Genomic DNA, 24,089 nt, shown 5'->3' with positions numbered 1-24,089 from the left:
GGACGTGGGGCAACATGCGGTGCAATCAGCCCCTCGGGGTCTGTGACACGCGCACTCGCCTATCGCGCCCACGCCCGGGCCGGTTACATGTCCCCGGCCGGCTCAGATACGCAGCAGCCGCCGCGACCGCCCGCTGCCGGGCCACGCCATCGGCTGCAAATCCCGGAAGCGCGCACCACCTCCGCACCGTCCGCCGGTCTGCGCCTCGACCAACTTCCACGCCCGCCGACACGACAGGCCCGGCACGCGGCCGACGCCCGCAACGGAACCGTGGTCGGCGATCCGGTCGAGCCGCCGCATTATGCCGGGGCCAGCCGACAGCTCGGTTCCAGATCGACGCGGATGCTCAGGCGCCGCGGCCGGTCCTGCGACGGGCGGCGCCGCCGCGGAGGCCAGCCGCCTCGTTCAGGCCGGCAGCGCCAGCAGGGCGAGACCGGCCAGCGCGACGCCGGCGCCGAGGGTCGGCGCGGCCCGCGTGGGGCCCAGGCGGGCACCGGCAACGCCAAGGCCGATCCCGGCCGCGTGAAGGAGCGCGGTCGCCGCCAGGAAGCCGAGGCCGAACGTCAGGCCGGAGGCGGTCTCAGGCATCTCGGCCCCGTGCGCGTAGCCGTGAAACACCGCGAACACCCCGACCAGGGCGGCGAGCAGCGCCACCGGCGCCCGCAGGCCGACCATGGCGGCAAGTCCGAAAACCACGATCGAGAGCGCGATCCCGGTCTCGACGTAGGGCAGCGCGATGCCGGCCATGCCGAGCCCCGCCCCCGCGCTCATCAGCGCCAGGAAGGACAAGGGCAGCGCCCAGAGAGCCCGACCGCCCCGGAGAGCCGCCAGCAGGCCGACCGCGACCATCGCCAGCACGTGATCGGCGCCCAGCAGCGGATGCAGGAACCCAGCTTCCACGCCGGTGGCGGCGCCGTGGCCCGGATGCGCGAGTGCCGCCTGCGGCAGCAGCGCGAACGCGGCCGGGAGGGAGGCGGCGAGAGAGGCGGAGAAATGGCGCTTCATGGGGTGTCCTTCGCTGACCCTGGGAGATGTAGCGCCCATCCGCGGTCACTGCGAGGCCCCGGCCCCTGCCTTGGGACGCGTCCTATATGGTCATCGCCTCGTGGACGGCGCCCGGCTCGAAGGGTTCGACGAACGCGGCCCCCAGCCCATGGGTGAAATGCCGCATTACGCGGGCCAACTTCTGGCCGACCCGGATCGTCGCGCCGAGTTCCGGCGTCTGGTCGATCAGCAATGCCACGCCGGACGCCGAGATATTGAGCACGTGGCCCGAAACGGCATGCCCCCCCTCCAGCGTCACGACGACGACCTTCTGCTTCGGGACGATGCGGCGATCGAGCCGGACCGGCTCCACGCGGAAATCCTGCGCCCGGGACAGCGTCACGAACTGGCGCGCCAAGCCGACCAGCGCCGGCCGGCCGCCCCGGACCGAGACGACGAATTCCTGGCCCACCGCCTGGTCGATCCGCGCGTGCAGGAGGCCGATGTAGCGGATGCTGCAGGTGAGATCCTCGCCCGGGCTCAGCAGCGACGACGAGCGGAAGCGGATCCCCTCGACCGAGACATCCGTGGTGATCGCGTAGAAATCCCGGCGCCGTTGGGTCCAGCAGAGGGCAGGCAGGATGATGCGGTGTCGCGGGCCATGCATGTCCTTCATCGACGCTTTTGTGACATGGCAGCGTTATGCAACGGAATGGCCTGCGGAGAACTTCAGCAAGTCAGTAAAATTGAGCTTATCGGTGACCGCATTTAACTGTGCGTTTACGCGTTCATGGCTCACAAATTCTGCCGAATACTATACTCAATTGCCAACTGAATATCGGAATTGACGGCTCTCGATACGTCTCTGAAGCCGTCAGGACCCCCTGAATATAAGATGCAGCTCGACCGTCTGGCATGGATGCTGCCTTGGGATTGTGCATACCACGGTGGCGCGCGACATGCTCCGACGCCTCCGGATCGGCTGCGGCCGATCGCATCCCGCCGCCTGCGCCAGCCTCCGGACCGAATTCATGTTGCGTCTCGCCACCTGCCTCCTCGCCGGACTGATCCTGTCCGGACCCGCCGCCGCGCAGACCCTGCGCTACGGCATGATGGAGGATCCGGACGCCCTCGACCCGACGCTCGCCCGCACCTTCGCCAGCCGGATGGTGTTTGCGGCGCTCTGCGACAAGCTCGTGGATATCGGGCCCGACCTGAAGCCGGTGCCGCAGCTCGCGACCTCCTGGGAACTCTCGCCCGACGAGAAGGCGCTGACCATGCATCTGCGCCCCGGCGTGCTGTTCCACGACGGCGAGAAGCTCGACGCCGCTGCGGCCAAGTTCTCGATCGAGCGTCATCTGAAGATGCCGGGCTCGCAGCGCCGCTCGGAGATCGCGCCGATCGACTCCGTGGATGTGGTCGACGCCCTGACCTTCCGGATCAATCTGAAGCAGCCCTTCGCGCCCCTGCTGGCGCAGTTCACCGACCGGGCCGGCATGATGGTCTCGCCCAAGGCCGCCGAGCGGCTCGGCGACAAGTTCGCGACCGCGCCGGTCTGCGCCGGACCCTACAAGTTCGTGGAGCGGGTGCCGCAGGACCGGATCGTGGTCGAGCGTTTCCCCGACTACTGGAACAAGGACGCGATCCACATCCAGCGGATCGAGTTCCGCCCGATCCCCGATGCCACGGTGCGGCTCACCAACCTGCGCGCCGGGCAGCTCGACCTGCTGGAGCGCCTCGCCCCCACCGACGTGCCGCAGGTGAAGCGCGACGCCAAGCTGAAGCTCGAATCCACCACCGAACTCGGCTTCCAGGAGATCCTGTTCAACCCCAACAAGGCCGGCTCGCCGGTCTCCGATCCGAAGGTGCGCGCCGCCTTCGAGGCCGCCATCGACCGCAACGCCATCAATCAGGTCGTCTATAACGGCGAGTTCCTGGCAGGGAACCAGTGGGTCAACCCGAAGAACCCGAACTACGTCGCCGAATATCCGATCCCGAAGCGCGATGTCGCCAAGGCCAAGGCGCTCCTCGCCGAGGCCGGCAAGCCGAACCCGCAGATCACGCTCACCGTCTACGCCAACAGCGAGTCGCCGCAGGTCGGCCAAGTGATCCAGGCGATGACCAAGGAGGCCGGCTTCGACGTGAAGCTCCAGGCGGTGGACTTCACAACGGCGCTCGATGCCGCCGACAAGGGGAATTACGAGGCGCAGCTCTATTCCTGGAGCGGCCGCTCGGATCCGGACGGCAACACGTTCAGCTTCCTGTTCTGCAAGGCGGCGCTGAACTATCCGAAATACTGCAGCCCGGAGGCCGACGCGGCGCTCCAGGCCGAGCGCGGCACCGTCGATCCGGCCAAACGCAAGGCCGCCTGGAAGGCCCTGGCCGATCAGGTGCTGAAGGATCGGCCGGGGATCTACATCCTGCACCGCAAGCTGCTCTGGGCCTACAGCCAGAAGCTCACGGGCTTCGTGCCCTATCCGGACGGACTCGTGCGCTTCACCGGCCTGAAACTCAACTGATGCTCCGGTTCCTGGCCCGACGCCTCGCCCTGGCGGTCCCGACCCTGATCCTCGCTTCGATGATCATCTTCGCCCTGCAGCAATTGCTGCCGGGAGATGTCGCCACGGCGCTGACCGGCGAGGAGCGCGACCCGCAGGTGATCGCCTTCATCCGGCAGAAGTACCACCTCGATGCGCCCCTGCCGGTGCGCTACGCCTACTGGGCCGGCGGCGTGCTGCGGGGTGATCTCGGCGAGTCGATCCGGCTGCAGAAGCCGGTCTCCGAGCTGATCGTCGAGAAGCTGCCGGTGACGCTCGAACTCGCCTGCCTCGCCATGCTGGTGGCGCTCGCCATCGGCGTGCCGATGGGGGTGCTCTCGGCGGTCAAGCGCGGCCAAGCCGCCGACACGATCGCCAACGGGGTGGCGCTGTGGGGTCTGTCGGTGCCGAATTTCTGGCTCGGGATCCTGCTGATCCTGCTGTTCTCGGTGCAGCTCGGCTGGCTGCCGGCCTCGGGCTACGTCTCGCCGTTCGAGAGTCTGTCGGACAACCTCGCCGCCATGGTGATGCCGGCCTTCGTGCTCGGCAACGCCATCGCGGCGGTGATGATGCGCCACACCCGCGCGGCGATGCTGGGCGTGCTGGGCTCGGATTACGTCCGCACGGCCCGCGCCAAGGGCGTCTCGCCGATGCGGGTGACCCTGCGGCACGCGCTGCCGAACGCCGCGATCCCGATCATCACCCTCGGGGCGCTCGAATTCGGGCAGCTCCTGTCGGGGGCGGTGCTGACCGAGCAGGTCTTTTCCGTGCCGGGTTTCGGCAAGCTGATGGTCGATGCGGTGTTCAACCGGGATTTCGCCACCGTGCAGGGCGTCGTGATCTGCACGGCAGCGACCTACATCGCCCTGAACCTCGCCGCCGACCTGCTCTCCGCGGCCGTGAACCCGAAGCTGAGGCGGGCATGAGGGCGATCATGGAGCGCGGCGCCTCCCCTCCCCCCTCTGCGGGGGAGGGTGGCCCCTGCGTCAGCAGGGGTCGGGAGAGGGGAACCTGGGTTCAGAAATGGGCGCGCCCTTCAGGACGACCACAGCCTTTTCCTGCACCGTCGCTCCCCTCTCCCGACCCCCTTCGGGGGCCACCCTCCCCCGCAGAGGGGGGAGGGAAGGCGCGTGCGGGCCGCGACGCTGCCAACGTTCCGAGCATCCGATGAGCACCGGCACCCCCATCGCCGAACCCGCCGGCCTCGCCGCCCCCGCAGGCACGCCGGCCCTCATCCAGGAACCCGGCACCCTCGCGGCCTTCTGGCGACGCCTGCGCGCGCGCAAGAGCGCCGTCGCGGGCCTCGTCATCGTCGGGCTGCTGATCCTGATGGCCGTCTCCGCCCCCTGGATCGCCCCCTACGACCCGACCGCCACCGACTGGGCCAACGTCCGCGGGCACCCAAGCCTCGCGCACCCGTTCGGCGGCGACGAAGTCGGACGCGACGTGCTTTCGCGGATCATCTTCGGCGCCCGCGCCTCGCTTGGCGCCGGCCTCGTCTCCGTGGCGCTCGCCGTCTCCCTCGGCCTCCCGCTCGGATTGTTGGCCGGCTACGCCGGCGGCTGGATCGACGGGGTGATCTCCCGGCTCACCGACGCGCTGCTCGCGATCCCGTTCCTGATCCTGGCGATCGCGCTGGCCGCCTTCCTCGGCCCGAGCCTCGTCAACGCGATGATCGCCATCGGCCTCTCGGCGACCTCGACCTTCATCCGGTTGACCCGGGCGCAGGTCCGCGCCGTGGCCGCGGAGGAGTTCGTGGAGGCGGCGCGCGCCATGGGCAACCCGCCCTGGCGGATCGCCCGGGTGCACATCCTGCCCAACATCGTGCCGGCGATCCTCGTCCAGGCGACGCTGACCATTGCGGCCGCGATCATCGCGGAGGCGAGCCTGTCCTTCCTGGGACTCGGCCAGCAGCCGCCCGAGCCCTCCTGGGGCGCGATGCTCAACACCGCCAAGAACTTCATGGACCAAGCGCCCTGGATGGCGATCTGGCCCGGCCTGTCGATCTTCCTCGCCGTGCTCGCCTTCAACCTGTTCGGCGACGGATTGCGGGACGCCCTCGACCCGAGGCAGCGGACATGAAAAAGCCCCTCCTCGACGTCCGCGACCTCGCAGTCGCCTTTGACACCGACGGCGGCGCGGTCCACGCGGTCAACGGCGTCTCCTATACCCTGCACGAGGGCGAGACGCTCGGCATCGTCGGCGAATCCGGCTCCGGCAAGAGCGTGCACGTGCTCGCCATGCTGGGCCTGATCCCGCGCCCGCCCGGCCGCATCACCGGCGGTCAGGTGCTGTTCGAGGGCCGCGACCTGCTCGCCCTGAAGGAACGGGACCTCCGAAAGATCCGCGGCGGTGCGATCGGCTTCGTGTTCCAGGACCCGATGAGCTCGCTCAATCCCGGCATGACGGTGGCGGCGCAGATCGTCGAGCCCCTGCGCATCCATCTCGGTCTCGACGCCCGCGCGGCCCGCGCCCGAGCCAAGGACCTGCTCGACCTCGTGCGCATCCCGAATGCGGGGGCGCGGCTCGACCAGTACCCGCACGAATTCTCCGGCGGCCAGCGCCAGCGGGTGATGATCGCGATCGGCCTGAGCTGCCGGCCGAAGCTGCTGATCGCCGACGAGGCGACCACCGCCCTCGACGTCACCGTCCAGGCCGAGATCGTCGCCCTGGTGCAGGAGCTCAAGCGTGAGCTCGGCATGGCGATCATCTGGATCACCCACGACCTCGGCGTGGTCGCCGGCATCAGCGACACCGTGCAGGTCATGTATGCCGGCCGGATCCTGGAGCGCGGCCCGGTCGACGACATCTTCTCCGATCCCCGCAACGCCTACACGCTGGGACTCCTGCGCTCCCTGCCGGACCTCTCCGGCGGCCGGGCCGGGCGGCGGCGCCTGCACCAGATCGAGGGGGCGCCCCCGGACATGCGCCACCCGCCGCCGGGCGACCCCTTCGCGCCGCGCAACGCGTTCGCGACGCCCCGCTGCCGGGCCGAGATGCCGCCGCTCGTGCAGGCGCCGGGCGCCGCCCCCGGCCACCTCGTCGCCGCCTGGTACGATCTGCCGAAGCTTCTGGCCGCGGAGGCCGCACGATGAGCCGGCGGGATTATCCGGTCGTCTCGGTGCGCGACCTGTCCAAGCACTATCCGCTGCGCTCGTGGTGGGGCGGCAAGGCGTCGGTGTTCCGCGCCGTCGAAGGTGTCAGCTTCGACATCCGCCCCGGCGAGACCCTGGGCCTCGTCGGTGAATCCGGTTCGGGCAAATCGACCATCGGCCGGGCCGTGACCATGCTCAACCCGCCGACCTCCGGCACCATCGCGTTCGAGGGCACCGACCTCGCCAAGCTCTCGGCGGGCGCCATGCGGAAGATGCGCGCGCGGATCCAGATCGTGTTCCAGGACCCCTACGCGGCCCTCAACCCACGCATGAGCGCCGGGGACTACGTCGCGGAGGCGTTCAAGCTGCACCGGCGGGACATGGGCCGCTCCGAGCGGCGTGAGGCGGTCGCGGCGCTGTTCCAGCGGGTCGGGCTCGATCCGCGCTTCATGGGGCGCTACCCGCACCAGTTCTCGGGCGGGCAGCGCCAGCGGATCTGCATCGCCCGGGCGATCGCCCTCAAACCGAGCTTCATCGTCGCCGACGAGCCGATCGCGGCGCTGGACGTCTCGATCCAGGCGCAGGTGGTCAACCTGCTCCAGGATCTGCAGGACGAGATGGGCCTGTCCTACCTGTTCATCTCCCACGATCTGCGGATGGTGCGCTACCTCTGCCACCGGGTGGCGGTGCTCTGGCGCGGGCGGATCGTCGAGCTGGCCGAAGCGGACGCCCTCTACGAGGATCCGCGCCATCCCTACACGCGCCGCCTGCTCGCCGCCGTGCCGGTGCCGCACCCGGCCGAGGAGCGCGCCCGTCTCGCCGCGCGGGACCTCGTCGGCCATAATGAGCCGCCCGATGGGCCGCTCACCGAGGTGGTGCCGGGTCATTGGGTGGCGCTGCCGACAGGGCAGCACGCGTGAGCGCCTTACACGGCCTCTCCCCTTCTCCACCTCATCCTGATGTGCCCGCGTCAGCGGGCCTCGAAGGAGGGCTTCAGCCGGCCGCGCGATCCCTGGAGGGCTCCTTCGAGGCCTCCGCTTCGCTCCGGCACCTTAGGATGAGGTCGCGGTTTGGATCAGGCCGCCGCTAAACCACTCCGTACAGCAGGACATCCCGTGAGAGACTTTTCCGCCCCCGGCCGCTCCCCGGTCTACGCCGCCAACGCCGCCGTCGCGACCTCGCACCCGCTCTCCACGCTCGCCGCCATCGAGGTGCTGCGCTCCGGCGGCAACGCGGTCGATGCCGGCATCGCGGCGGTCGCCGTGCAAGGCGTGGTCGATCCGTTGATGACCGGCATCGGCGGCGACTGCTTCGCCCTCTACGCCCCCGCGGGCGCGACGAAGCCGATCGCCCTCGACGGTTCGGGCCGCGCCCCGGCCGCCGCCACGCCCGACTGGTACGCCGAGCACGGCGTCACCATCACCCCGACCTCGCCGCACGCCGTCACGGTGCCGGGCGCGGTCGCGGCCTGGGATCTGCTGGTGCGCGAGCACGGCACCCGGTCGCTGGGCGAATTGCTCCAGCCGGCGATCCGCTACGCCGAGGACGGGTTCGTGATCCAGCAGCGCGTCGGCTGGGACTGGCAGCGCTGCGTGCCCCGCGTCGCCGGCGACCCGCACGCCGCCGCGACCTACCTGCCCGGTGGACAGGCGCCGGCCATCGGCAGCGTCCTCCGCCTGCCGAAGCTCGCCGCGACGCTGCGGAAGATCGCCGAGGCGGGTCCCAAGGCCTTCTACGCGGGCCCCGTCGCGCAGGACATCGTGAGCCGGCTCAACGAACTCGGCGGCCTGCACACGTTGGACGATTTCGCCGCCGCCCGGCCCGATATCGTCACCCCGGTCTCGACCCGCTATCGCGGCTACGACGTCTACGAGTGCCCGCCCGCCGGCCAGGGTCTGGCGGCCTTGATGATGCTCAACGTCCTCTCGCACTACGATGTCGGCGCGCTCTCGGAGCTCGACCGGCTCCACCTGTTCGCCGAGGTGTGCAAGCAGGGCTACCATCACCGCGACGTGCTGTTCGGCGACGCCGCCCTCGCCAACGTGCCGGTGGAACACCTGCTCTCGGACGCCTGGAAGGCCGCCGCCCACGGGGCCATCGACATGGGCCGGGCGCGCGAGCCGGAGATCTATCCCGAGATCGCCCAAGAGGTCGCCGAGGGCCGCGCCCACAAGGACACGGTCTATCTCTGCGTGGTCGACCGGGACGGCAACGCGCTGTCGCTGATCAACTCGATCTTCCAGGGCTTCGGCTCAGGGATCCTGGCGCCCGAGAGCGGCGTGCTGCTGCACAATCGCGGCCTGTCGTTCCGCACCGAGGGCGGCCACCCGAACAGCATCGGGCCGGGCAAGCGGCCGATGCACACGATCATCCCCGGCATGCTGATGAAGGACGGGCAGGCGGTGGCGCCGTTCGGCGTGATGGGCGGGCACTATCAGGCGATGGGCCATGTCGAGCTGCTCACCGGCCTCCTCGACCGGGGGCTCGACGTGCAGGCGGCGCTCGATGCCCCGCGCAGCTTCGCCTATGGCGGGACCCTGGAGGTGGAGGGTGGGATCTCCGACGCCGTGATGGCGGGGCTGAAGGAGCGCGGCCATCCGGCGATCCGCGCGCCCCTGCCGCTCGGCGGCGGGCAGGTCATCTGGATCGACCGCAAGGCCGGCACGCTGGCGGCCGGCTCGGACCCGCGCAAGGATGGGGCCGCGCTGGGGTATTGAGGGGCGTCCCGGCTTCCCTCCCCCCTCTGCGGGGGAGGGAAGCCCTGCGGAACCGGCCGCCCCCGCCGATCAGTCGATATCCTCGACCGCCTCGGCGCCGCCATAGACCCGCTGCGCGAGCGAGGCCTCCATGAACGGGTCGAGGTCGCCGTCGAGCACCGCGTCCGGATCCGTGGACTGGGTTCCGGTGCGCAGGTCCTTCACCAGCTGGTACGGCTGCAGCACGTAGGACCGGATCTGGTGACCCCAGCCGATATCCGTCTTGGCGGCGGCCTCGGCGTTGGCCTTCTCCTCGCGCTTCTTCAGCTCCAGCTCGTACAGGCGGGCGCGCAGCATGTTCCAGGCGGTCGCCCGGTTCTTGTGCTGCGAGCGCTCCTGCTGGCACGCCACCACGATCCCGGTGGGGTTGTGGGTGATGCGCACCGCCGAGTCGGTGGTGTTGACGTGCTGGCCGCCGGCGCCCGACGACCGGTAGGTGTCGATCCGGCAATCGGATTCCTTGATCTCGATCTCGATCCGGTCGTCGATCACCGGATAGACCCAGACGCTGGCGAAGCTGGTGTGGCGCCGGGCGCTGGAATCGTAGGGCGAGATCCGCACCAGCCGGTGCACGCCGGACTCGGTCTTGAGCCAGCCATAGGCGTTGTGGCCCTTGATCAGGAGCGTGGCGCCCTTGATCCCGGCCTCTTCGCCGTCGGTCATCTCCACGACCTCGACCTTGTATTTCCGGCGCTCGGCCCAGCGGGCATACATGCGCTGGAGCATGTTGGCCCAGTCCTGGCTCTCGGTGCCGCCCGCGCCGGCATGCACTTCGAGATAGGTGTCGAACCCGTCGGCCTCGCCGGACAGCAGGGTCTCGACCTGCCGGCTCGCGGCCTCCTTCTCGACGGCCAGGATCGCGGCCTCGCCCTCGCGGATCGAGGATTCGTCGCCCTCCATCTCGCCGAGTTCGATCAGCGTGGCGCCGTCCTCGAGGTCGCGTTCGAGCTTCCTGATCGCCGTGACGGCCTCGTCGAGCTGCTGGCGCTCGCGCATGACCTTCTGGGCGGCCTCGGCATCGTTCCAGAGGTCGGGGTCCTCGGAGGCCGCGTTCAGCTCCGCGAGGCGTTTATCGACTGTGTCCCAGTCAAAGATGCCTCCTCAGCAGCCCTATAGACTGCTTGGCGGCATCCGAGGCTTGCTCGATCTCGGCGCGCATCTGGTTTTTCGGGGGTGGAGTTCGGGAATGGGGTTCGTATCGGGCCGGGTTGATACCGCCCGGGCACCGGCCTGTAAACGCCGCCCGGCCGCCGCGTCTCCAACCCGTGCGGCGCCCAACCGCAGGGACACGCGCGAGCCGGTCCGCGCCGGGCGCGTTGTCCGCGCACGAACGGCTTGGACGCGAAGGAGACCCGCGGATGGCGGATGACGATCACGCGGCGACATGGAAGGACTTCAACGAGGCCGTCAACATGACGCCGGCCGCGCTGAAGAAGCACCTCGACAGCGACGCCAGCCAGGAGGTCGGCCAGAAGAAGGACGGCGATGAATCGACCGGCCATGCGATGGGCCGGCGCATCCTGGCCATCAAGGACACGAAGAAGGCGGATCTCACCGACGACGACTACGCCGCCATGCGCAAGGTCGTGGGCTACGTCCACCGCCATCTCAAGCAGGGTGGCGCGGCCCGCAAGGATCCGGACTCACCCTGGCGGATGTCGCTGATGAACTGGGGCCACGATCCGGACAAGGATTGAGGCCCCGGCCGGCTCAATAGCGCGGCGGCACGAGGTAGGTCGGGGCGATCACGTACTCCTTCGGCCGCTTGCGCGCGCCGAACCGTCCCTCGGTGATCTGATCGTTGTAGTAGTCGAACCCGGTGTAGCCGAAGCCGCCGCCATTCATCACCTCGGCGACCGGCACCGCGGGTTGAGCGAGATCGGGCCGGCCCGGCGGAACGACGACCTGGCAGCAGCCGTCGGTCCTCAGGACCGTCGGCCCGTTCGGTGCCGTGAACACGTAGGACGGCGCATGATAAGGCGCCGGCGCATAAGCCGCGTCGGAGGCCGAGGCGCCCTGCCCCGCCATGAGGGCGAGAAGTCCGGCGGCGATCAGGGTCTTGGTGCTCACGCGATGCTCCGTCACGGGCCGGCCGGGCCGGCAACTCACGAACAGTCTAGCTGATCGCAGCCGGATTGTCCGGCCCCTTCGACCGGATCGGTTACCGACCGTTCGGCCGGATCAGCCCCGGGCGCGCAGGACCACCTGCGGGCTCGCCGGCACCGGCTTGCAATCCGAGATGAAGGCATTGACCGGCAACGGCTTCGAATCGCACGCGTAGACATCCGTCGGACCGGGTGCCGGGATCGGATCGCGGGCGATGATCGGGTTCGGCGCGCAGGCCGACGCCGCGGCGGCGAGCAGCAGGGCGGCGATCAGGTTCAGGCGGCGCATGCTTCTCTCGGGACGCGGGAAGACCCCTCCCCCGACCCTGGCCATCGCGGTCCGCCCTGACAAGCGCCGGAGCCGGACGATGACACCTTTGGCCAAGCCTGTCGCCCTGCGGCAACAATTCCAGCGCGCACCGTGCATCTCGCGGCATGAGGATCGGCGCGGCCACGGCGAATAATAAACTTGCACCCGGACACAGGATAGATTCAAATCCATCCTGCATTCATGGTCAGCAGGGAGATACTTCACGGCTGCCATCGGAATTTCATAGAGCAACATTCGATGCAACTCAGGATAAAACCTGCGCTTTGAGCTTTCTTAACCATCCTGTCCTAGAAGCTTGTCGTGTCCTGACGCAGACCAGCCTGGAACGACTGCCATGAGATCATCGCTCGCATCGCTGATGGGGGACGAGTCGACATCTTCGGCGGCGGGCGGCGCCCATTCGGGAGGCCGTGCCTCGGGCGCTTCGGAGACAGACTTCCGGGGCGCGATCGCCGCCGCAGCCGCCGCACAGGTTTTCGCCGACGGCTTGGCCGCGATGTGGGCGGCGCCGTCTGCAACCGGCGCCGCCCGCAGACGCGCCCTGCTCGCCTCGATCACCGATCGGGCGGACGGCCTCGCCGCGCGGGCGACCGCCAAAACGGATCGGCCCGGTACGGCCGGCGGTTTCGCACAAGCCGCGGTTTCGATCCGTGACCTCGCGGCGCGCAGGACCCGCGCGGCGGACGCGCTCACGCGGCGATTTGCGGGCCCGGACACCTCGCAGGCCTAGGCCTCCGGCAACGCTTCGGGGACCGGCGCCGCGTTTCGCGATCCGAGGCGGCCCGGGCCATTCCGAACCGCCTCGCCCGGTCGGATGCGCGTCCTACCCGGCCCGGGCCATCGGCACGACGTTGTGCAGGGTCTTGTCGGTGCCGTCGAAGAACCGGCGGACGTTGCGGGCGGCCTGGCGGATGCGCTGCTCGTTCTCGACGAGCGCGATGCGCACGTAGTCGTCGCCGAATTCGCCGAAGCCGATGCCGGGCGCCACCGCCACGTCGGATTTTTCCAAGAGCAGCTTGGAGAATTCGAGGCTGCCCATCTCCCGGTAGCGCTCGGGGATCGGCACCCAGGCGAACATCGAGGCCGCGGGCGAGGGAATGGTCCAGCCGGCCTTGCCGAAGGATTCGACCAGCGCGTCGCGCCGCTTCTTGTAGATGCTGCGCATCTCGTGGATGCAATCGTCCGGTCCGTTCAGCGCCGCGGTGGCGGCGACCTGGATCGGCGTGAAGGCGCCGTAATCGAGGTAGGACTTCACACGGGTGAGCGCCGCGAGCAGGCGCTCGTTGCCCACCGCGAAGCCCATGCGCCAGCCGGCCATCGAATAGGTCTTCGACAGCGAGGTGAACTCCACCGTGCAGTCGATCGCGCCCGGCACCTGCAGCACGGAAGGCGGCGGGTTGCCGTCGAAATAGACCTCCGCGTAGGCGAGGTCCGAGAGCAGGATCAGCTCGTGCTGCTTCGCGAAGGCGACGAGGTCCTTGTAGAAATCGAGGCTCGCCACGTAGGCGGTGGGGTTCGACGGATAGCAGACCACGAGCGCCACGGGCTTCGGGATCGAGTGGCGCATGGCGCGTTCCAGCGCCGGGAACATCGCGGGGGTCGGCTCGGCCGGCACGGAGCGGATCACGCCGCCCGCCATCAGGAAGCCGAAGGCGTGGATCGGGTAGCTCGGGTTCGGCACCAGCACGACATCGCCCGGGGCGGTGATCGCCTGGGCCATGTTGGCGAAGCCCTCCTTGGAGCCCAGCGTCGCCACGACCTGCGTGTCGGGGTTCAGGCTCACGCCGAAGCGGCGCTGGTAATAGCCGGCCTGGGCCTTGCGCAGCCCGGCGATGCCCTTGGAGGCCGAGTAGCGGTCGGTGCGCGGGCGCCCGGCGGTCTCGCACAGCTTGGCGATGACGTGCTTCGGGGCGTCGAGATCCGGGTTGCCCATGCCGAGATCGATGATGTCGGCGCCCTGCGCCCGGGCGGCGGCCTTGATCCGGTTGACCTGCTCGAAGACGTAGGGCGGCAAACGCTTGATGCGGTGAAAGTCGGTCATGGGCCTGTCCATCGGCGCGCCCCGGAGCTGGCGTCTCTCATCTGTGCCGGTCGCGCGAACCACCGAGTCTAACAGACTTGTGCGCCGCCGCCGACCCACAAAACCGTGGCCCTTACGGCTGTGCCGGGGCCGGCTTGATCGTGGCCGCCGCGCCCTGTCCGGCGCTCGCGGCGGCGCGGCCGCGGGCCTCGTTGCGGCCCCGCGCGCCCTCCAGTTCCGCCTCCAGTTCCTTCTGACCGGTGACGGATTTCGCCCGGACCGCGCGCTTCGGCGCATCGACGCCGACCGGCATGTAGTCCGGCGCCGCCTTGCTGCGGGATTCGGTCACGAAGTCCGGTGCCGCTACGACGCGCGGCCCGTAGCCTGCATCCGAGGCCAGCGAGCGCACGACATCGCCCGAACAGGCGGCCAGCGAGCCGGTGAGCACGGCGAGAATCGCCGCGCGGGTGAAGCCAGGGAGCCGGCCGGTGCGTTGAACGCGAGCGACGGGGATCAAAGCGGGTCGATCCATAGTCACATGTCCATGAGAAGACGGGCGGGCATGAGAAGATCAGCCGGATGTTTCGGTCGCATTCGTGAACGCACTGGCGAAAACTCTGGCTCGCTCGTTATTTTGTCGGAAACGAGGCCCATGCACGGGTCGACGGACGAACACACAGGGAGGCTCGCTTGACCAGCCCTCAGGCGCCGGACCGGACTGCCCCTCCGAAGCCGGTCTCCGACGGCGTGATGCCGGCCGGAACCAGCCCGTCCCTGCCGGATCTGGAGGCGCTGACGCGCAACACCGGGCAGTTCATGGAAGCGATGGGCCGCAATGTCGGCCGCCTGCTCCAGTCCGATGGCCCGGCCGGCGGCCCCGGCGAGGAGATGAACGAGGCCGCCAAGGTCCTCAAACAGGTGGCCGAGGCGTGGCTCGCGGATCCGAACAAGAGCGCGGAGGCGCAGGCGCGCCTGTCCCAGGCCTTCCTGTCGCTGTGGGGTTCGACCTTCCTGCGCCTGCAGGGCCAGCCGGCCGACCCCGTGGCACTGCCCGAGCCCCGGGATGCGCGCTTCGCCCATGCGGAATGGTCCACCAACCCGTATTTCGACTTCATCAAGCAGGCCTACCTGCTCGCCACCCGCTGGGCCGAGGGGCTGGTGGAGGAGGCGGAGGGGCTCGACGCGCATACGCGCCACAAGGCGCAGTTCTACCTGCGCCAGCTCACCAGCATGCTCTCGCCCTCGAACTTTCTGCCGACCAACCCGGAGCTGATCCGCCACACCCTTCAGGAGAATGGCGCCAATCTCGTCCGCGGCCTGAAGATGTACGAGGAGGATCTTGAGGCGGGCGGCGGGCAGCTGCGCGTACGCCAGACCGATCCGAGCGGGTTCGAGGTCGGCCGCAACATGGCGGTCACGCCCGGCGAGGTGGTGTTCCGCAACGACCTGATCGAGCTGATCCAGTACGCCCCCACCACCGAGACGGTGCTGCGGCGCCCGTTCCTGATGGTGCCGCCCTGGATCAACAAGTTCTACATCCTCGACCTCAACCCCCAGAAGAGCTTCCTGAAGTGGATGGTCGATCAGGGGCTGACGGTGTTCTGCATCTCCTGGGTCAACCCGGATTCGCGTCACGCCGACAAGGACTTCGAGTCCTACATGCGCGAGGGGATCGAGGCGGCGATCGACGCGATCGGCGTCGCGACCGGCGAGAACGCGGTGACGGCGGCCGGCTACTGCGTCGGCGGCACGCTGCTCGCCGTCACCCTCGCCATGCAGGCCGCCACCGGCAACCGGCGGATCAAGAGCGCGACGCTGCTCACCACCCAGGTCGACTTCACCCATGCGGGCGACCTGAAGGTCTTCGCCGACGAGGAACAGATCCGCCAGGTCGAGGCGCGCATGGCCCGGCAGGGCTACCTCGACGGTTCCCGGATGGCCAACGCCTTCAACATGCTCCGGCCGAACGACCTGATCTGGCCCTACGTCGTCAACAACTACATCAAGGGCAAGGAGCCGACGGCCTTCGACCTGCTGTACTGGAATTCCGACGCCACCCGGATGCCGGCGGCGAACCATTCCTTCTACCTGCGCAACTGCTACCTCAACAACACGCTGGCGCAGGGAAGGATGGTGCTGGGCAACGTCCGGCTCGACCTGAAGAAGGTGCAGGTGCCGATCTTCAACCTCGCCACCCGCGAGGACCACATCGCCCCGGCGCTCTCGGTGTTCGAGGGCTCGAAGGCGTTCGGCGGCAAGGTCGATTTCGTGCTGGCGGGCTCCGGCCACATCGCGGGCGTGATCAACCCCCCGTCGAAGCCGAAATACGGCTACTGGACCGGCGGCCCGGTGAAGGGGACGCTGGAATCCTGGATCGCCGCCGCGGCGGAGACCAAGGGCTCGTGGTGGCCCTACTGGTTCCAGTGGATCGAGGCGCAGGCGCCGGATCGGGTTCCGGCGCGCAAGCCCGGCGGCGACGCGCTGCAATCCCTGGGGCCGGCGCCCGGGACCTATGTGCGGATGCGCGCCTGAGGCGCATCGGCAGCCCGGTCGCGTCAGATCATGGGTGCCGGTTCGGGGGGCTGAACACATCGATCAACAACTGGGCCGTCGCAAATGCCGCCGCCCAGAAGATCGTTATCCGACCTTCGTTCATGGCAATGTCGAGGAAATCGGCATTCCAGCCGATCAGACTCGGCAACGGGCTCAGCATGATCAGCATCAGCGGACCGACCGCGATGCCATTGGCCAAGAGCAGCGGAAATCGCTCGCGGCTGCGGTTGTGAGGTCTTAACCAGAGGCCCAGCGCCGACACGACAATGCCCGCGACGATGGAAACCTCGTCGCCAACCTCCATGGATGCGACATTCCCGGCTACTTCCGGTATCTCTCGAACGCTTCCACGGCAAGCAATGCGCCCCAAGCGGTCACACTGAACAACGCGGTCAAATAATCGAGCGTCTTCGGCTGAATGTTGTCGAAGAACGACAGCCCAAACCTTGCGAAGAGCGACGCGATCAGGCCGGCCGCTATCGGCACCAGGATCAAGGTTCTGATGCTGACCGAATGACCCTTCCGCTGGTCGGCCTTATCGGCCCCGGTACGATCGGGCAGTGCCATCATGGCCTCAAGATAGGCCGCGTCGACAACTGAAACAACGGGATGCGGACGACTGCGATCCACCTCAGTGGCTGATCCAACATCCCGTCAAAGGCGCGATACAGGCGGATACGTTCAAGGTCCAAACTGCGTCGCGCGCTACCGCCATCTTCCGGTTTCGCGCTTCGATCGGCGCCTCACTATGAAGCGCACGAAAACCGCCGCTTCAGTACTTGCGCACCAGCGGCGCGGGCGCAGCCGGCGGCGGGGCGCCGAACACGTAGCGGAAGCCCACCGAGACGATGTCGGCGCTCGAATCGACCACGCCCGCGAAGGCGATGTTGCCGACGTTGTAGTCGCGGCCGAGGCCGGCCAGCAGCCGCGAGCGGTTCAGGAAGAAGTGCGAGTAGGCCACGTTCAAGGTCAGCTGCTGGCTCCAGCGGTAGCTGGCGCCGACCGAGACGTCGTAGCGGTTGCCGTCCGGCAGGCGCACCGAGCGGTTGGTGAAGTCGATCGGCGAGGTCTCGTAGGCGAAGCCGGTGCGCAGCGTCAGGTTCGGCGCGGCGTCGTACTCGGCGCCGATCGAGTAGGTGTAGCCATCCTTGTAGTTCAGCGGCAGGTTGTTGACCGGCACGCCCAGCGTCTTCGACACGATGCCGACCGTGCCCAGCCTCGACCAGTTGTCCCACTCGAAGCCCAGGTTCACCCGGGCGACCGGCGAGAGCGCCTGGGTCAGGCCCACGCTCAGCTTGTCGGGCGTGTTGAGCTTCGCGCGGACCTGCCCGGCCAGCGGCGCCAGGTTGGGCAGCGGAACGCCGATCGAGCCGTCGATGTCGTGATGCACCGAGGAGCGGTAGCCGATGCCCAGGACGGTGCCGTCGCGCGGCGTCAGCGTGGCGCCGGCGGTGAAGCCCACCCCCCAGGATTCGCCCTTGACGAAGGAACTCGGATAGACGGTCGGCTGGATGCCGGGGATCGGCAGGGCCTGGCGCAGGGTCAGGCGGAAATATTCGATGTTCGGACCGGCGGCGAGCGAGAGCCACTCGTTGACCTTGAAGCCGATCACCGGGTTGATCGCCAGGGAAAAGATCCGGGACGAGCGGCCGTAGACCTCGCCGGCCCAGACCTGCCGGGGCTTGGTCACGAGGCCGAAGGGCGCGCCGGTGGAGAGGCCGAGCCAGAGGCGGTCGTTGATCTGATAGGAGGTGGCGCCCGCCGGCACCACGGCCCCCTGGCCGATATCGCCGGAGCCGCCCAGGCGCGCGAAGCCCGGGTTCGTGCCGAGGTCCGGCCGGATCGTGGAGGACAGGCCAATGAAGGTGAAGTTCTGCTCCGACACGAAGCCGGGATTCATGGTGATCGTCGCGGGATTCCAGAAGATCGACGAGAGGCCGCCCGAGCCGGCCGCGGCCCCCGCGAAGGCCAGCCCCTGCGCCTGCGTGCTCTGCTCCCGAATCCCGAACGCGCCCGCATGCGCCGCTCCGGCGCCGAGGACCATTGCTATCGCCGCGAGCATCGCCGCGCGCATTGTCCCGCCCATCGTGTTCCCCCAAGCCCTTCAGCTTTGCCTGGCGCCGTCGCTTATTCGAGAGCCGTTACGCGGCAGCCTTCCGGGCATGGTGCAGGTTTCGAGGGCAAGGCCGCAAGGATAATCGGCCCTGGAAGCAGAAAGACAAAATACAATAAAATATGCCTCTTATACGTTTTTACGCCTTGTATATTTGCCCTATTACTGATTTTCCCAAAACCGATCCCAGACGTCGATAGACACTCGTGATTGAGAACAATAAATCCAGCAGCGGGCCGGCATGCACTTTCTCGCCAAGCTGTTGCCTCGGTGCGACACCCGCGCTACCGGAGCCAAGCCCGCTCGCCCCGCTTGCGCCGGGACCGGCGCCCGGCCATGGTCCTCGCGGCCGGCATAGACCGGTTCCAGGGTAGGATTCAGGAGCGCGGCAATGAAGCTCTTCCGGCACGGCCCGAGCGGCGACGAGAAGCCCGGCCTCGTGGACGCGAGCGGAGGCCTGCGCGACCTCTCGGGCGTGGTGCGCGACATCGCCGGCCCGGCGCTGGCCCCCGAGTCGCTGGCGCGGCTGCGGGCGCTCGATCCAGAGACCCTGCCGAAGCTGCCGCCGGACGTGCGGCTCGGCCCCTGCGTCGGCGGCACCCGCAACGTGGTGGCGATCGGCCTCAACTTCGCCGACCATGCCGCCGAGACCGGCTCGCCGATCCCGGCGGAGCCGATCATTTTCAACAAGGCGCCGTCGAGCCTCTGCGGCCCGAACGATACGGTGATCATCCCCAAGAGCTCATCCTGCACGGACTGGGAGGTGGAGCTCGCCGTAGTGATCGGCCGCCGCGCCAGCTACGTCCACGCCAACGAGGCGCTGAACTACGTGGCGGGCGCCTGCATCTGCAACGATGTCTCGGAGCGGGACTGGCAGATGAACCGGGGCCCGACCTGGACCAAGGGCAAGAGCGCGCCGACCTTCGGGCCGCTGGGTCCCTGGCTCGTCACCCTCGACGAGATCCCCGACCTCAAGAACCTCGCCATGAGCCTCGACGTGAACGGCGAGCGCCGGCAGACCGGCTCCACCGCCACGATGATCTTCGACGTGCCCCAGCTCGTGGCCTACACATCGCACTTCATGCTGCTGGAGCCCGGCGACGTGATCACCACCGGCACGCCGCCCGGTGTCGGCCTCGGCATGAAGCCGCCGCGCTATCTGAAAGCCGGCGACGAGATGGTGCTGCGGATCGAGCATCTGGGCGAACAGCGTCAGAAGGTCATCGCCTTCGACGACTGGACCGCCAAGGTCTCGGCCGGAGATCCAACCGGCTGAGCGCGGCGGGGCGCTTGATTTTCTGCGCCGATCCCACTCAAAGGGATCATGAGCCAAGCCGCCGCCCCGCACCCGCAGGACATCCGCCACGATTGGACCGTGGCGGAGATCCAGGCGATCCACGACATGCCGTTGCTCGACCTCGTGCATCGGGCCGCCACCGTGCATCGGGCGTATAACGACCCGGCCGATGTCCAGCGGGCGAGCCTGCTGTCGATCAAGACCGGCGGCTGCCCCGAGGATTGCGGCTACTGCTCGCAATCGGCCCACCACAAGGAGACCGGCCTCGCGCGCCAGCGCCTGATGCCGGTGGAGAGCGTGCTGGCCGAGGCCGCGGCCGCGAAGGCGTCGGGCGCCACCCGGTTCTGCATGGGCGCCGCGTGGCGCAGCCCCAAGGACGGGCCGGAATTCGACGCCGTGCTCGCGATGGTGCGGGGCGTGCGCGGCCTCGGCATGGAGGCCTGCGTCACGCTCGGCATGCTGACGGCGAGCCAGGCCGAGCGCCTCGCCGAAGCCGGCCTCACGGCCTACAACCACAACCTCGATACGGGGCCGGACTACTACGACAAGATCGTCTCGACCCGGACCTACGAGGATCGTCTGAACACGCTGGAGCGGGTGCGCGCGGCAGGGATCGGCGTGTGCTGCGGCGGCATCATCGGCCTGGGTGAGGCGGCGAGCGACCGCGTGGCGATGCTGCACGTTCTGGCCAACCACGCGCCGCATCCGGAGAGCGTGCCGATCAACGCGCTGGCGGCAGTGGCCGGCACGCCGCTGGGCGACAAGGCCGAAGCGGTCGATTCGTTCGACATGGTGCGCATGTGCGCGACCGCCCGGATCGTGATGCCCCGGGCCCGGGTCCGGCTCAGCGCCGGCCGGAGGGCGCTCAGCCGGGAGGCCCAGGCCCTGTGCTTCCTCGCCGGGGCGAACTCGATCTTCTACGGCGAACGCCTGCTCACGACCGCCAACGCCGAGGCGGATGCGGATGCGGCCCTGCTGGCCGATCTCGGCATCCGCGTCGCCGAGCCGGTCCTGGCCGCGGCGGAATAGGCCCTCAGCCCTCGGGCAGCACGATCCGGAACCGGGCGCCGCCCGCGCCTTCGTCGAGGGTCAGGGTGCCGCCGTTGATCCCGATCAGCTCGGCGGCGATCGGCAGGCCGAGCCCGGTGCCGCCGGACCGCGTCGAGCCCGCGAACGGCGCGAACAGGTTCTCCCGGGCGCGCGCCGGCAGGCCGGGGCCATTATCGGCGACCAGGATCGTGACCCGGCCCGGCTCCTCGCGGGCGGCCACGACCCGCACGGTGGCGTCGGCGACCTTGGCTCCGTCGAGGGCCTGCACGGCGTTGCGCACGAGGTTGGCGAGCGCCCGGCCAAGCTGCTCCGCATCGGCCTGAACGCAGAGGCCGCGCGCCGCCACCTGGACGGCGACGGGATGCGCCGACAGCGCGGCGAGGTCCGGGAGTTCCGCGAAGATCGGCGCCAGGGGTGTCCTGACGAGGCGCGGCGCCCGCTCGGTCACCCGGCCATAGGCCAGCGTCGCCTCGCAGAAGCGGATCGCGCGGGCGAGCGTACCCACGAGGCGGGGCGCGACGCGCTGGACGGTGGGGTCGGCCGTGCCTTCGAGACGGTCGCCGAGCAGCTGCGCGCCGGTGAGGAGGTTGCGCAATTCGTGGCTGATCTTGCTGACGGCGAGCCCCAGCTCGGCGAGCCGCCGCTTCTGGCGAAGCTGATCGGCGAGGCTGCGCTGCATCCGCCCGAGCGCGAGTTCCGCCTGCCCGATCTCGTCGCTGCGGCGGGACGGCGCGATGATCCGGCCTGCATCCTCCGGATCGTCCGCGAAGGCGGTGATGCTGGTCACCAGCCGCCGCACCGGGCGCACGATCAGGACCTGCAGCACCACGAAGACCAGCCCCGCCGCCGAGGCCGCGATGATCAGCGAGGAGACCAGCAGGCGCAGGGCGTAATCGACCATGGCGGCCCGCAGCGGCGCCTCGTCGAGGAGGATCTCGACCCGGTCGAAACCGCCGCCGCCCTCCCCGACCACGCGGATCGGCTCATCCGCGGGAGCCATCAGGGTGCGCCACGCGCCGCGGATCGCCGAAAACGCCGTGACGTCGCGCAGATCGACCGTGTCGGCGACCCGTTCCGGCACGGCCTCGATGGCGAGCAGGCGCTGCGTGCCGCCGCCGCGCACCGCGATGGCGCGGGCGTTGACGCCGGCGAGCAGCCGGCTCTCCAGCACCTCGGAGACCGGCTCGCCCGTCCGGCCGTCGAGGACCAGGGCAGCGACCTGCGCGGCCGCCAGCCGGTCGGACATCCACTCGATCCGGTAATTGGCGACCGCCGGCACGTAGGTCAGCACCTCCGCCACCACCACGAAGGCCACGGTGACGAGGAACAGCCGGCCGGACAGCCCCAGGCGCGTCCTGCGCCGGTCGAGCCCGTCGCGGGCCGGCGTCGACACGGGCAGGCCGGACGCCGCGACGGCGGTGTCGGAATCGAGCGTCATGCCGGTCACGCTCCGCGCGGGCGTCGCGGATGCGGATCGACGGGGAGGCGATTGCTCAAGCCGTTTCCGGCCTTCGCGGGGGACATGTTCACGAGCCACGGTTTTACAGGCGATACAGCCTCTTGGCCGTGAGCACTATAATGGCGTGGCCCGCAAGCGGTTGCACGTGCCCCCTTCGCCCGGAATCGCGGTTGTGCCCCGTCCGTGTGTCCGAGGGCGCCGCCTCGCGCCTTGCGATCCGCGCCCGTGCGAACCTTCGCTCCGCCGCATGGACGAGCCCGGTCCGATCGCCCGGCGCTCGGCGATCGCTTTACGTCGTTGTTCCGGCGCGCTCGCGCGCCGCATCGGAATATCCCTCAGCGGAGCACGCTCTGGCGGCGCCGGGCGCGCCGGCTCAGGACCATGCTGACCAGCGCGAAGGCCGCCAGCATCACGAGCCCCGCCACCATCTTGGGCGTCACGAGGTCCCGCAGGGTCAGGGCCCGATCGCAGTCGGTCCCGTCGCCGGCCAGGCAGGCCGTCCGGGCCGCCTCGTGGGCGGCGACCACATCCTCGATCCCCGCCCCCGTGGTGGCGTACACGAAGGCGCCGGGCAACAGGCCCAGGAAGGTCGCGAGCACGAAAACCCGCATCTTCACGCCGAAGGCGGCGGGCGCGAGGTTGGTCACCCAGAAGGGGAACAGCGGCAGCAGCCGCAGCACTGCGATGTAGCCGAAGGCATCGCGCCGGAAGCCCTCGGCAAGGGCTGCGAGCCGGGTGCCGCCCATCCGGCGGAGCAGGTCGGCGCCGGGGCCGCGGCCGATGGCGAACACGATCGCCGCCCCCGTGGTGGCGGCGCAGAGCGCCGTGATCGCCCCCGGAACGATGCCGAACAGGAAGCCGCAGATCATGGTCAGGATCAGCGTGGCCGGCACCGAGACGACCACCGCCCCGACATAGAGGCAATAGGCCGAGACCAGCGCGCGGGCATAGTCGGCCTCGACGAATCCGCGCAGCCACGCCCGTGAGGCGAGCAAACGATCGAGGCTCAGGATCTGCGCGGCGCCCGAGACGAGGACGACCATCGAGATGCCGAGCAGCAGCAGGAGGGGCAGCCAGCGCCGGACGCGCTTCCAGCGGCCCTCGCGGGGGGCTCCGACGGGGATGGCCTCGCTCACCCGGGCTTGCGCATCCGCAGGATCTTGAAGAACCCGCCCGGGAAGGTCGGCTTCAGCCCGATCACCTCGACGCCGTTGCGCCGCGCCCAGGCCTCGATCCGCGTCGCCTTGAAGTCCGACGACCAGCCGATCTTGGTGCAGAGCGGCGCCACGATCTCCTCGACCCGGGCCACCGGGCCCTCGCTCTGGCCGAAATGGTTGGCCAGCACGATGCCGCCGCCGGGCCGGACCACCCGCAGGAATTCCGACATCGCGGCCTCGGGATCGGGCACCAGGGTGATGAGGAACTGCGCCACCACGGCGTCGAAGCTCGCATCGGCGTAGCCCAGGTGGCAGACATCCATCACCTGCAGGCCCTTCACGTGGGACAGGTTCCGGCGCCGGACCTTCGCGCGGGCGCGCTTCAGCATGTCCTCGGACAGGTCGACGCCGCAGACGAAGCTCGCCTTCGGATAGTAGCCGAGCGCCAGCCCCGTCCCGACCCCGGCCTCCAGGATCCGCGGCCCGTGCTCGGCGGCGGCCTCGACGGCGGCGCGGGCGGCCGGCTCGGTGAGCTTGTCGTAGACCACGTCGTAGACGGGGGCCCAGCGGGCATAGGCCTTGCGCATCAGGGCCGTGCTCGGCCCGGCCGTCTGCGGCTCGCTCAGCATCGT

At 69.4% G+C, this 24,089-nt stretch carries 23 protein-coding genes; 10 read left to right on the top strand and 13 right to left on the bottom strand.

Annotation, left to right across the window (positions count from 1 at the left end; genetic code table 11):
• Positions 1 to 405: 405 nt before the first annotated feature.
• Both FVE89_RS08775 and FVE89_RS08770 read right to left on the bottom strand, forming a co-directional pair.
• The gene (locus tag FVE89_RS08775; RefSeq protein ID WP_160533654.1) at positions 406 to 1,005 is read right to left on the bottom strand and encodes a HupE/UreJ family protein; all 600 of its coding nucleotides are present in this window, start codon (positions 1,003 to 1,005) and stop codon (positions 406 to 408) included.
• 82 nt (positions 1,006 to 1,087) lie between these two features.
• Positions 1,088 to 1,651, bottom strand: coding sequence for a pilus assembly protein PilZ (locus tag FVE89_RS08770; protein WP_160533653.1), 564 nt, complete (start codon positions 1,649 to 1,651; stop codon positions 1,088 to 1,090).
• A 364-nt stretch (positions 1,652 to 2,015) separates the two neighbouring features.
• Here FVE89_RS08770 and FVE89_RS08765 point away from each other — a divergent pair, with 364 nt between their 5' ends.
• The 6 genes from FVE89_RS08765 to ggt all read left to right on the top strand — a co-directional run bounded on the left by FVE89_RS08765 (position 2,016) and on the right by ggt (position 9,333).
• Positions 2,016 to 3,503 (top strand): ABC transporter substrate-binding protein, encoded by a 1,488-nt coding sequence (locus FVE89_RS08765; protein ID WP_160533652.1) that lies wholly within the window; start codon positions 2,016 to 2,018, stop codon positions 3,501 to 3,503.
• Positions 3,503 to 4,447 carry an ABC transporter permease gene (locus tag FVE89_RS08760; RefSeq protein ID WP_160533651.1) on the top strand — a complete coding sequence of 315 codons (945 nt, stop codon included), beginning with the start codon at positions 3,503 to 3,505 and terminating at the stop codon, positions 4,445 to 4,447. Before FVE89_RS08765 ends, FVE89_RS08760 begins: the two co-directional genes overlap by 1 nt.
• Before the next feature lie 241 nt (positions 4,448 to 4,688).
• Positions 4,689 to 5,603 carry an ABC transporter permease gene (locus tag FVE89_RS08755; protein ID WP_160533650.1) on the top strand — a complete coding sequence of 305 codons (915 nt, stop codon included), beginning with the start codon at positions 4,689 to 4,691 and terminating at the stop codon, positions 5,601 to 5,603.
• Complete coding sequence (locus tag FVE89_RS08750; protein ID WP_160533649.1) at positions 5,600 to 6,616, top strand: ABC transporter ATP-binding protein; 1,017 nt, start codon at positions 5,600 to 5,602, stop codon at positions 6,614 to 6,616. Before FVE89_RS08755 ends, FVE89_RS08750 begins: the two co-directional genes overlap by 4 nt.
• Entirely contained in the window at positions 6,613 to 7,536 is a 924-nt protein-coding gene (locus FVE89_RS08745) for an ATP-binding cassette domain-containing protein (RefSeq protein WP_160533648.1), read from the top strand. Before FVE89_RS08750 ends, FVE89_RS08745 begins: the two co-directional genes overlap by 4 nt.
• Positions 7,537 to 7,731: 195 nt before the next feature.
• Positions 7,732 to 9,333, top strand: coding sequence for a gamma-glutamyltransferase (ggt, locus tag FVE89_RS08740; protein WP_160533647.1), 1,602 nt, complete (start codon positions 7,732 to 7,734; stop codon positions 9,331 to 9,333).
• A 69-nt stretch (positions 9,334 to 9,402) separates the two neighbouring features.
• Here the strand turns inward: ggt and prfB are convergent.
• A protein-coding gene (gene prfB / locus FVE89_RS08735; RefSeq protein WP_160533646.1) for a peptide chain release factor 2 occupies positions 9,403 to 10,531 on the bottom strand; the annotation gives its coding sequence in 2 pieces (ribosomal slippage) (positions 9,403 to 10,461 and positions 10,463 to 10,531; 1,128 coding nt in all).
• 199 nt (positions 10,532 to 10,730) lie between these two features.
• Here prfB and FVE89_RS08730 point away from each other — a divergent pair.
• Positions 10,731 to 11,069: a DUF3140 domain-containing protein gene (locus FVE89_RS08730; RefSeq protein WP_160533645.1), complete on the top strand. Its 339-nt coding sequence runs from the start codon at positions 10,731 to 10,733 to the stop codon at positions 11,067 to 11,069.
• A 13-nt stretch (positions 11,070 to 11,082) separates the two neighbouring features.
• On the opposite strand, the gene FVE89_RS08725 is transcribed toward FVE89_RS08730, so the two are convergent.
• The 4 genes from FVE89_RS08725 to FVE89_RS08710 all read right to left on the bottom strand — a co-directional run bounded on the left by FVE89_RS08725 (position 11,083) and on the right by FVE89_RS08710 (position 14,345).
• Positions 11,083 to 11,442 carry a hypothetical protein gene (locus FVE89_RS08725; RefSeq protein ID WP_160533644.1) on the bottom strand — a complete coding sequence of 120 codons (360 nt, stop codon included), beginning with the start codon at positions 11,440 to 11,442 and terminating at the stop codon, positions 11,083 to 11,085.
• A gap of 111 nt (positions 11,443 to 11,553) precedes the next feature.
• Complete coding sequence (locus tag FVE89_RS08720; RefSeq protein WP_160533643.1) at positions 11,554 to 11,766, bottom strand: hypothetical protein; 213 nt, start codon at positions 11,764 to 11,766, stop codon at positions 11,554 to 11,556.
• An 865-nt stretch (positions 11,767 to 12,631) separates the two neighbouring features.
• Positions 12,632 to 13,849, bottom strand: coding sequence for an LL-diaminopimelate aminotransferase (locus FVE89_RS08715; protein WP_160533642.1), 1,218 nt, complete (start codon positions 13,847 to 13,849; stop codon positions 12,632 to 12,634).
• Between the two features lie 112 nt (positions 13,850 to 13,961).
• Positions 13,962 to 14,345 (bottom strand): hypothetical protein, encoded by a 384-nt coding sequence (locus tag FVE89_RS08710; protein WP_246730552.1) that lies wholly within the window; start codon positions 14,343 to 14,345, stop codon positions 13,962 to 13,964.
• 233 nt (positions 14,346 to 14,578) lie between these two features.
• Here FVE89_RS08710 and phaC point away from each other — a divergent pair, with 233 nt between their 5' ends.
• The gene (gene phaC, locus FVE89_RS08705; protein ID WP_160533874.1) at positions 14,579 to 16,360 is read left to right on the top strand and encodes a class I poly(R)-hydroxyalkanoic acid synthase; all 1,782 of its coding nucleotides are present in this window, start codon (positions 14,579 to 14,581) and stop codon (positions 16,358 to 16,360) included.
• 28 nt (positions 16,361 to 16,388) lie between these two features.
• On the opposite strand, the gene FVE89_RS08700 is transcribed toward phaC, so the two are convergent.
• The 3 genes from FVE89_RS08700 to FVE89_RS08690 form a co-directional block, all read right to left on the bottom strand.
• A complete protein-coding gene (locus tag FVE89_RS08700; RefSeq protein WP_160533641.1) occupies positions 16,389 to 16,685 on the bottom strand; it encodes a hypothetical protein in 297 nt (98 codons plus the stop codon).
• A gap of 17 nt (positions 16,686 to 16,702) precedes the next feature.
• The gene (locus tag FVE89_RS08695; protein ID WP_160533640.1) at positions 16,703 to 17,011 is read right to left on the bottom strand and encodes a hypothetical protein; all 309 of its coding nucleotides are present in this window, start codon (positions 17,009 to 17,011) and stop codon (positions 16,703 to 16,705) included.
• A gap of 142 nt (positions 17,012 to 17,153) precedes the next feature.
• Positions 17,154 to 18,455 (bottom strand): outer membrane protein transport protein, encoded by a 1,302-nt coding sequence (locus FVE89_RS08690; protein WP_160533639.1) that lies wholly within the window; start codon positions 18,453 to 18,455, stop codon positions 17,154 to 17,156.
• 430 nt (positions 18,456 to 18,885) lie between these two features.
• Here FVE89_RS08690 and FVE89_RS08685 point away from each other — a divergent pair, with 430 nt between their 5' ends.
• On the top strand, positions 18,886 to 19,770 hold the full coding sequence (locus FVE89_RS08685; RefSeq protein WP_160533638.1) for a fumarylacetoacetate hydrolase family protein: 885 nt from the start codon (positions 18,886 to 18,888) through the stop codon (positions 19,768 to 19,770).
• A 48-nt stretch (positions 19,771 to 19,818) separates the two neighbouring features.
• The gene (gene bioB / locus FVE89_RS08680; RefSeq protein WP_160533637.1) at positions 19,819 to 20,820 is read left to right on the top strand and encodes a biotin synthase BioB; all 1,002 of its coding nucleotides are present in this window, start codon (positions 19,819 to 19,821) and stop codon (positions 20,818 to 20,820) included.
• Positions 20,821 to 20,824: 4 nt separating this feature from the next.
• Here bioB and FVE89_RS08675 read toward each other — a convergent pair whose 3' ends face one another.
• The 3 genes from FVE89_RS08675 to FVE89_RS08665 all read right to left on the bottom strand — a co-directional run bounded on the left by FVE89_RS08675 (position 20,825) and on the right by FVE89_RS08665 (position 24,086).
• On the bottom strand, positions 20,825 to 22,279 hold the full coding sequence (locus tag FVE89_RS08675; RefSeq protein ID WP_160533636.1) for a HAMP domain-containing sensor histidine kinase: 1,455 nt from the start codon (positions 22,277 to 22,279) through the stop codon (positions 20,825 to 20,827).
• A gap of 356 nt (positions 22,280 to 22,635) precedes the next feature.
• A complete protein-coding gene (locus FVE89_RS08670; protein ID WP_160533635.1) occupies positions 22,636 to 23,436 on the bottom strand; it encodes a TVP38/TMEM64 family protein in 801 nt (266 codons plus the stop codon).
• Complete coding sequence (locus tag FVE89_RS08665) at positions 23,433 to 24,086, bottom strand: class I SAM-dependent methyltransferase (RefSeq protein WP_160533634.1); 654 nt, start codon at positions 24,084 to 24,086, stop codon at positions 23,433 to 23,435. The genes FVE89_RS08670 and FVE89_RS08665 overlap by 4 nt, the downstream gene beginning before the upstream one ends.
• Positions 24,087 to 24,089 lie beyond the last annotated feature (3 nt).

The organism is Methylobacterium sp. 2A, from assembly GCF_009806555.1.
Lineage (GTDB): Bacteria > Pseudomonadota > Alphaproteobacteria > Rhizobiales > Beijerinckiaceae > Methylobacterium.
The sequence above is the reverse complement of the archived record's forward strand: the minus strand, read 5'-3'. Positions and strand labels throughout refer to the sequence as shown.

What these genes read in the sequence shown, in the direction of transcription:
- FVE89_RS08685 (WP_160533638.1), top strand. Translation starts at nt 18,886, where the DNA reads ATGAAGCTCTTCCGGCACGGCCCGAGCGGCGACGAGAAGCCCGGCCTC.
- FVE89_RS08750 (WP_160533649.1), top strand. Translation starts at nt 5,600, where the DNA reads ATGAAAAAGCCCCTCCTCGACGTCCGCGACCTCGCAGTCGCCTTTGAC.
- FVE89_RS08720 (WP_160533643.1), bottom strand. Translation starts at nt 11,766, where the DNA reads ATGCGCCGCCTGAACCTGATCGCCGCCCTGCTGCTCGCCGCCGCGGCG.
- FVE89_RS08715 (WP_160533642.1), bottom strand. Translation starts at nt 13,849, where the DNA reads ATGACCGACTTTCACCGCATCAAGCGTTTGCCGCCCTACGTCTTCGAG.
- FVE89_RS08770 (WP_160533653.1), bottom strand. Translation starts at nt 1,651, where the DNA reads ATGCATGGCCCGCGACACCGCATCATCCTGCCTGCCCTCTGCTGGACC.
- FVE89_RS08675 (WP_160533636.1), bottom strand. Translation starts at nt 22,279, where the DNA reads ATGACGCTCGATTCCGACACCGCCGTCGCGGCGTCCGGCCTGCCCGTG.
- FVE89_RS08690 (WP_160533639.1), bottom strand. Translation starts at nt 18,455, where the DNA reads ATGCGCGCGGCGATGCTCGCGGCGATAGCAATGGTCCTCGGCGCCGGA.
- FVE89_RS08665 (WP_160533634.1), bottom strand. Translation starts at nt 24,086, where the DNA reads ATGCTGAGCGAGCCGCAGACGGCCGGGCCGAGCACGGCCCTGATGCGC.
- phaC (WP_160533874.1), top strand. Translation starts at nt 14,579, where the DNA reads ATGCCGGCCGGAACCAGCCCGTCCCTGCCGGATCTGGAGGCGCTGACG.
- FVE89_RS08775 (WP_160533654.1), bottom strand. Translation starts at nt 1,005, where the DNA reads ATGAAGCGCCATTTCTCCGCCTCTCTCGCCGCCTCCCTCCCGGCCGCG.
- FVE89_RS08745 (WP_160533648.1), top strand. Translation starts at nt 6,613, where the DNA reads ATGAGCCGGCGGGATTATCCGGTCGTCTCGGTGCGCGACCTGTCCAAG.
- FVE89_RS08765 (WP_160533652.1), top strand. Translation starts at nt 2,016, where the DNA reads ATGTTGCGTCTCGCCACCTGCCTCCTCGCCGGACTGATCCTGTCCGGA.
- bioB (WP_160533637.1), top strand. Translation starts at nt 19,819, where the DNA reads ATGAGCCAAGCCGCCGCCCCGCACCCGCAGGACATCCGCCACGATTGG.
- FVE89_RS08755 (WP_160533650.1), top strand. Translation starts at nt 4,689, where the DNA reads ATGAGCACCGGCACCCCCATCGCCGAACCCGCCGGCCTCGCCGCCCCC.
- FVE89_RS08700 (WP_160533641.1), bottom strand. Translation starts at nt 16,685, where the DNA reads ATGGAGGTTGGCGACGAGGTTTCCATCGTCGCGGGCATTGTCGTGTCG.
- FVE89_RS08730 (WP_160533645.1), top strand. Translation starts at nt 10,731, where the DNA reads ATGGCGGATGACGATCACGCGGCGACATGGAAGGACTTCAACGAGGCC.
- FVE89_RS08760 (WP_160533651.1), top strand. Translation starts at nt 3,503, where the DNA reads ATGCTCCGGTTCCTGGCCCGACGCCTCGCCCTGGCGGTCCCGACCCTG.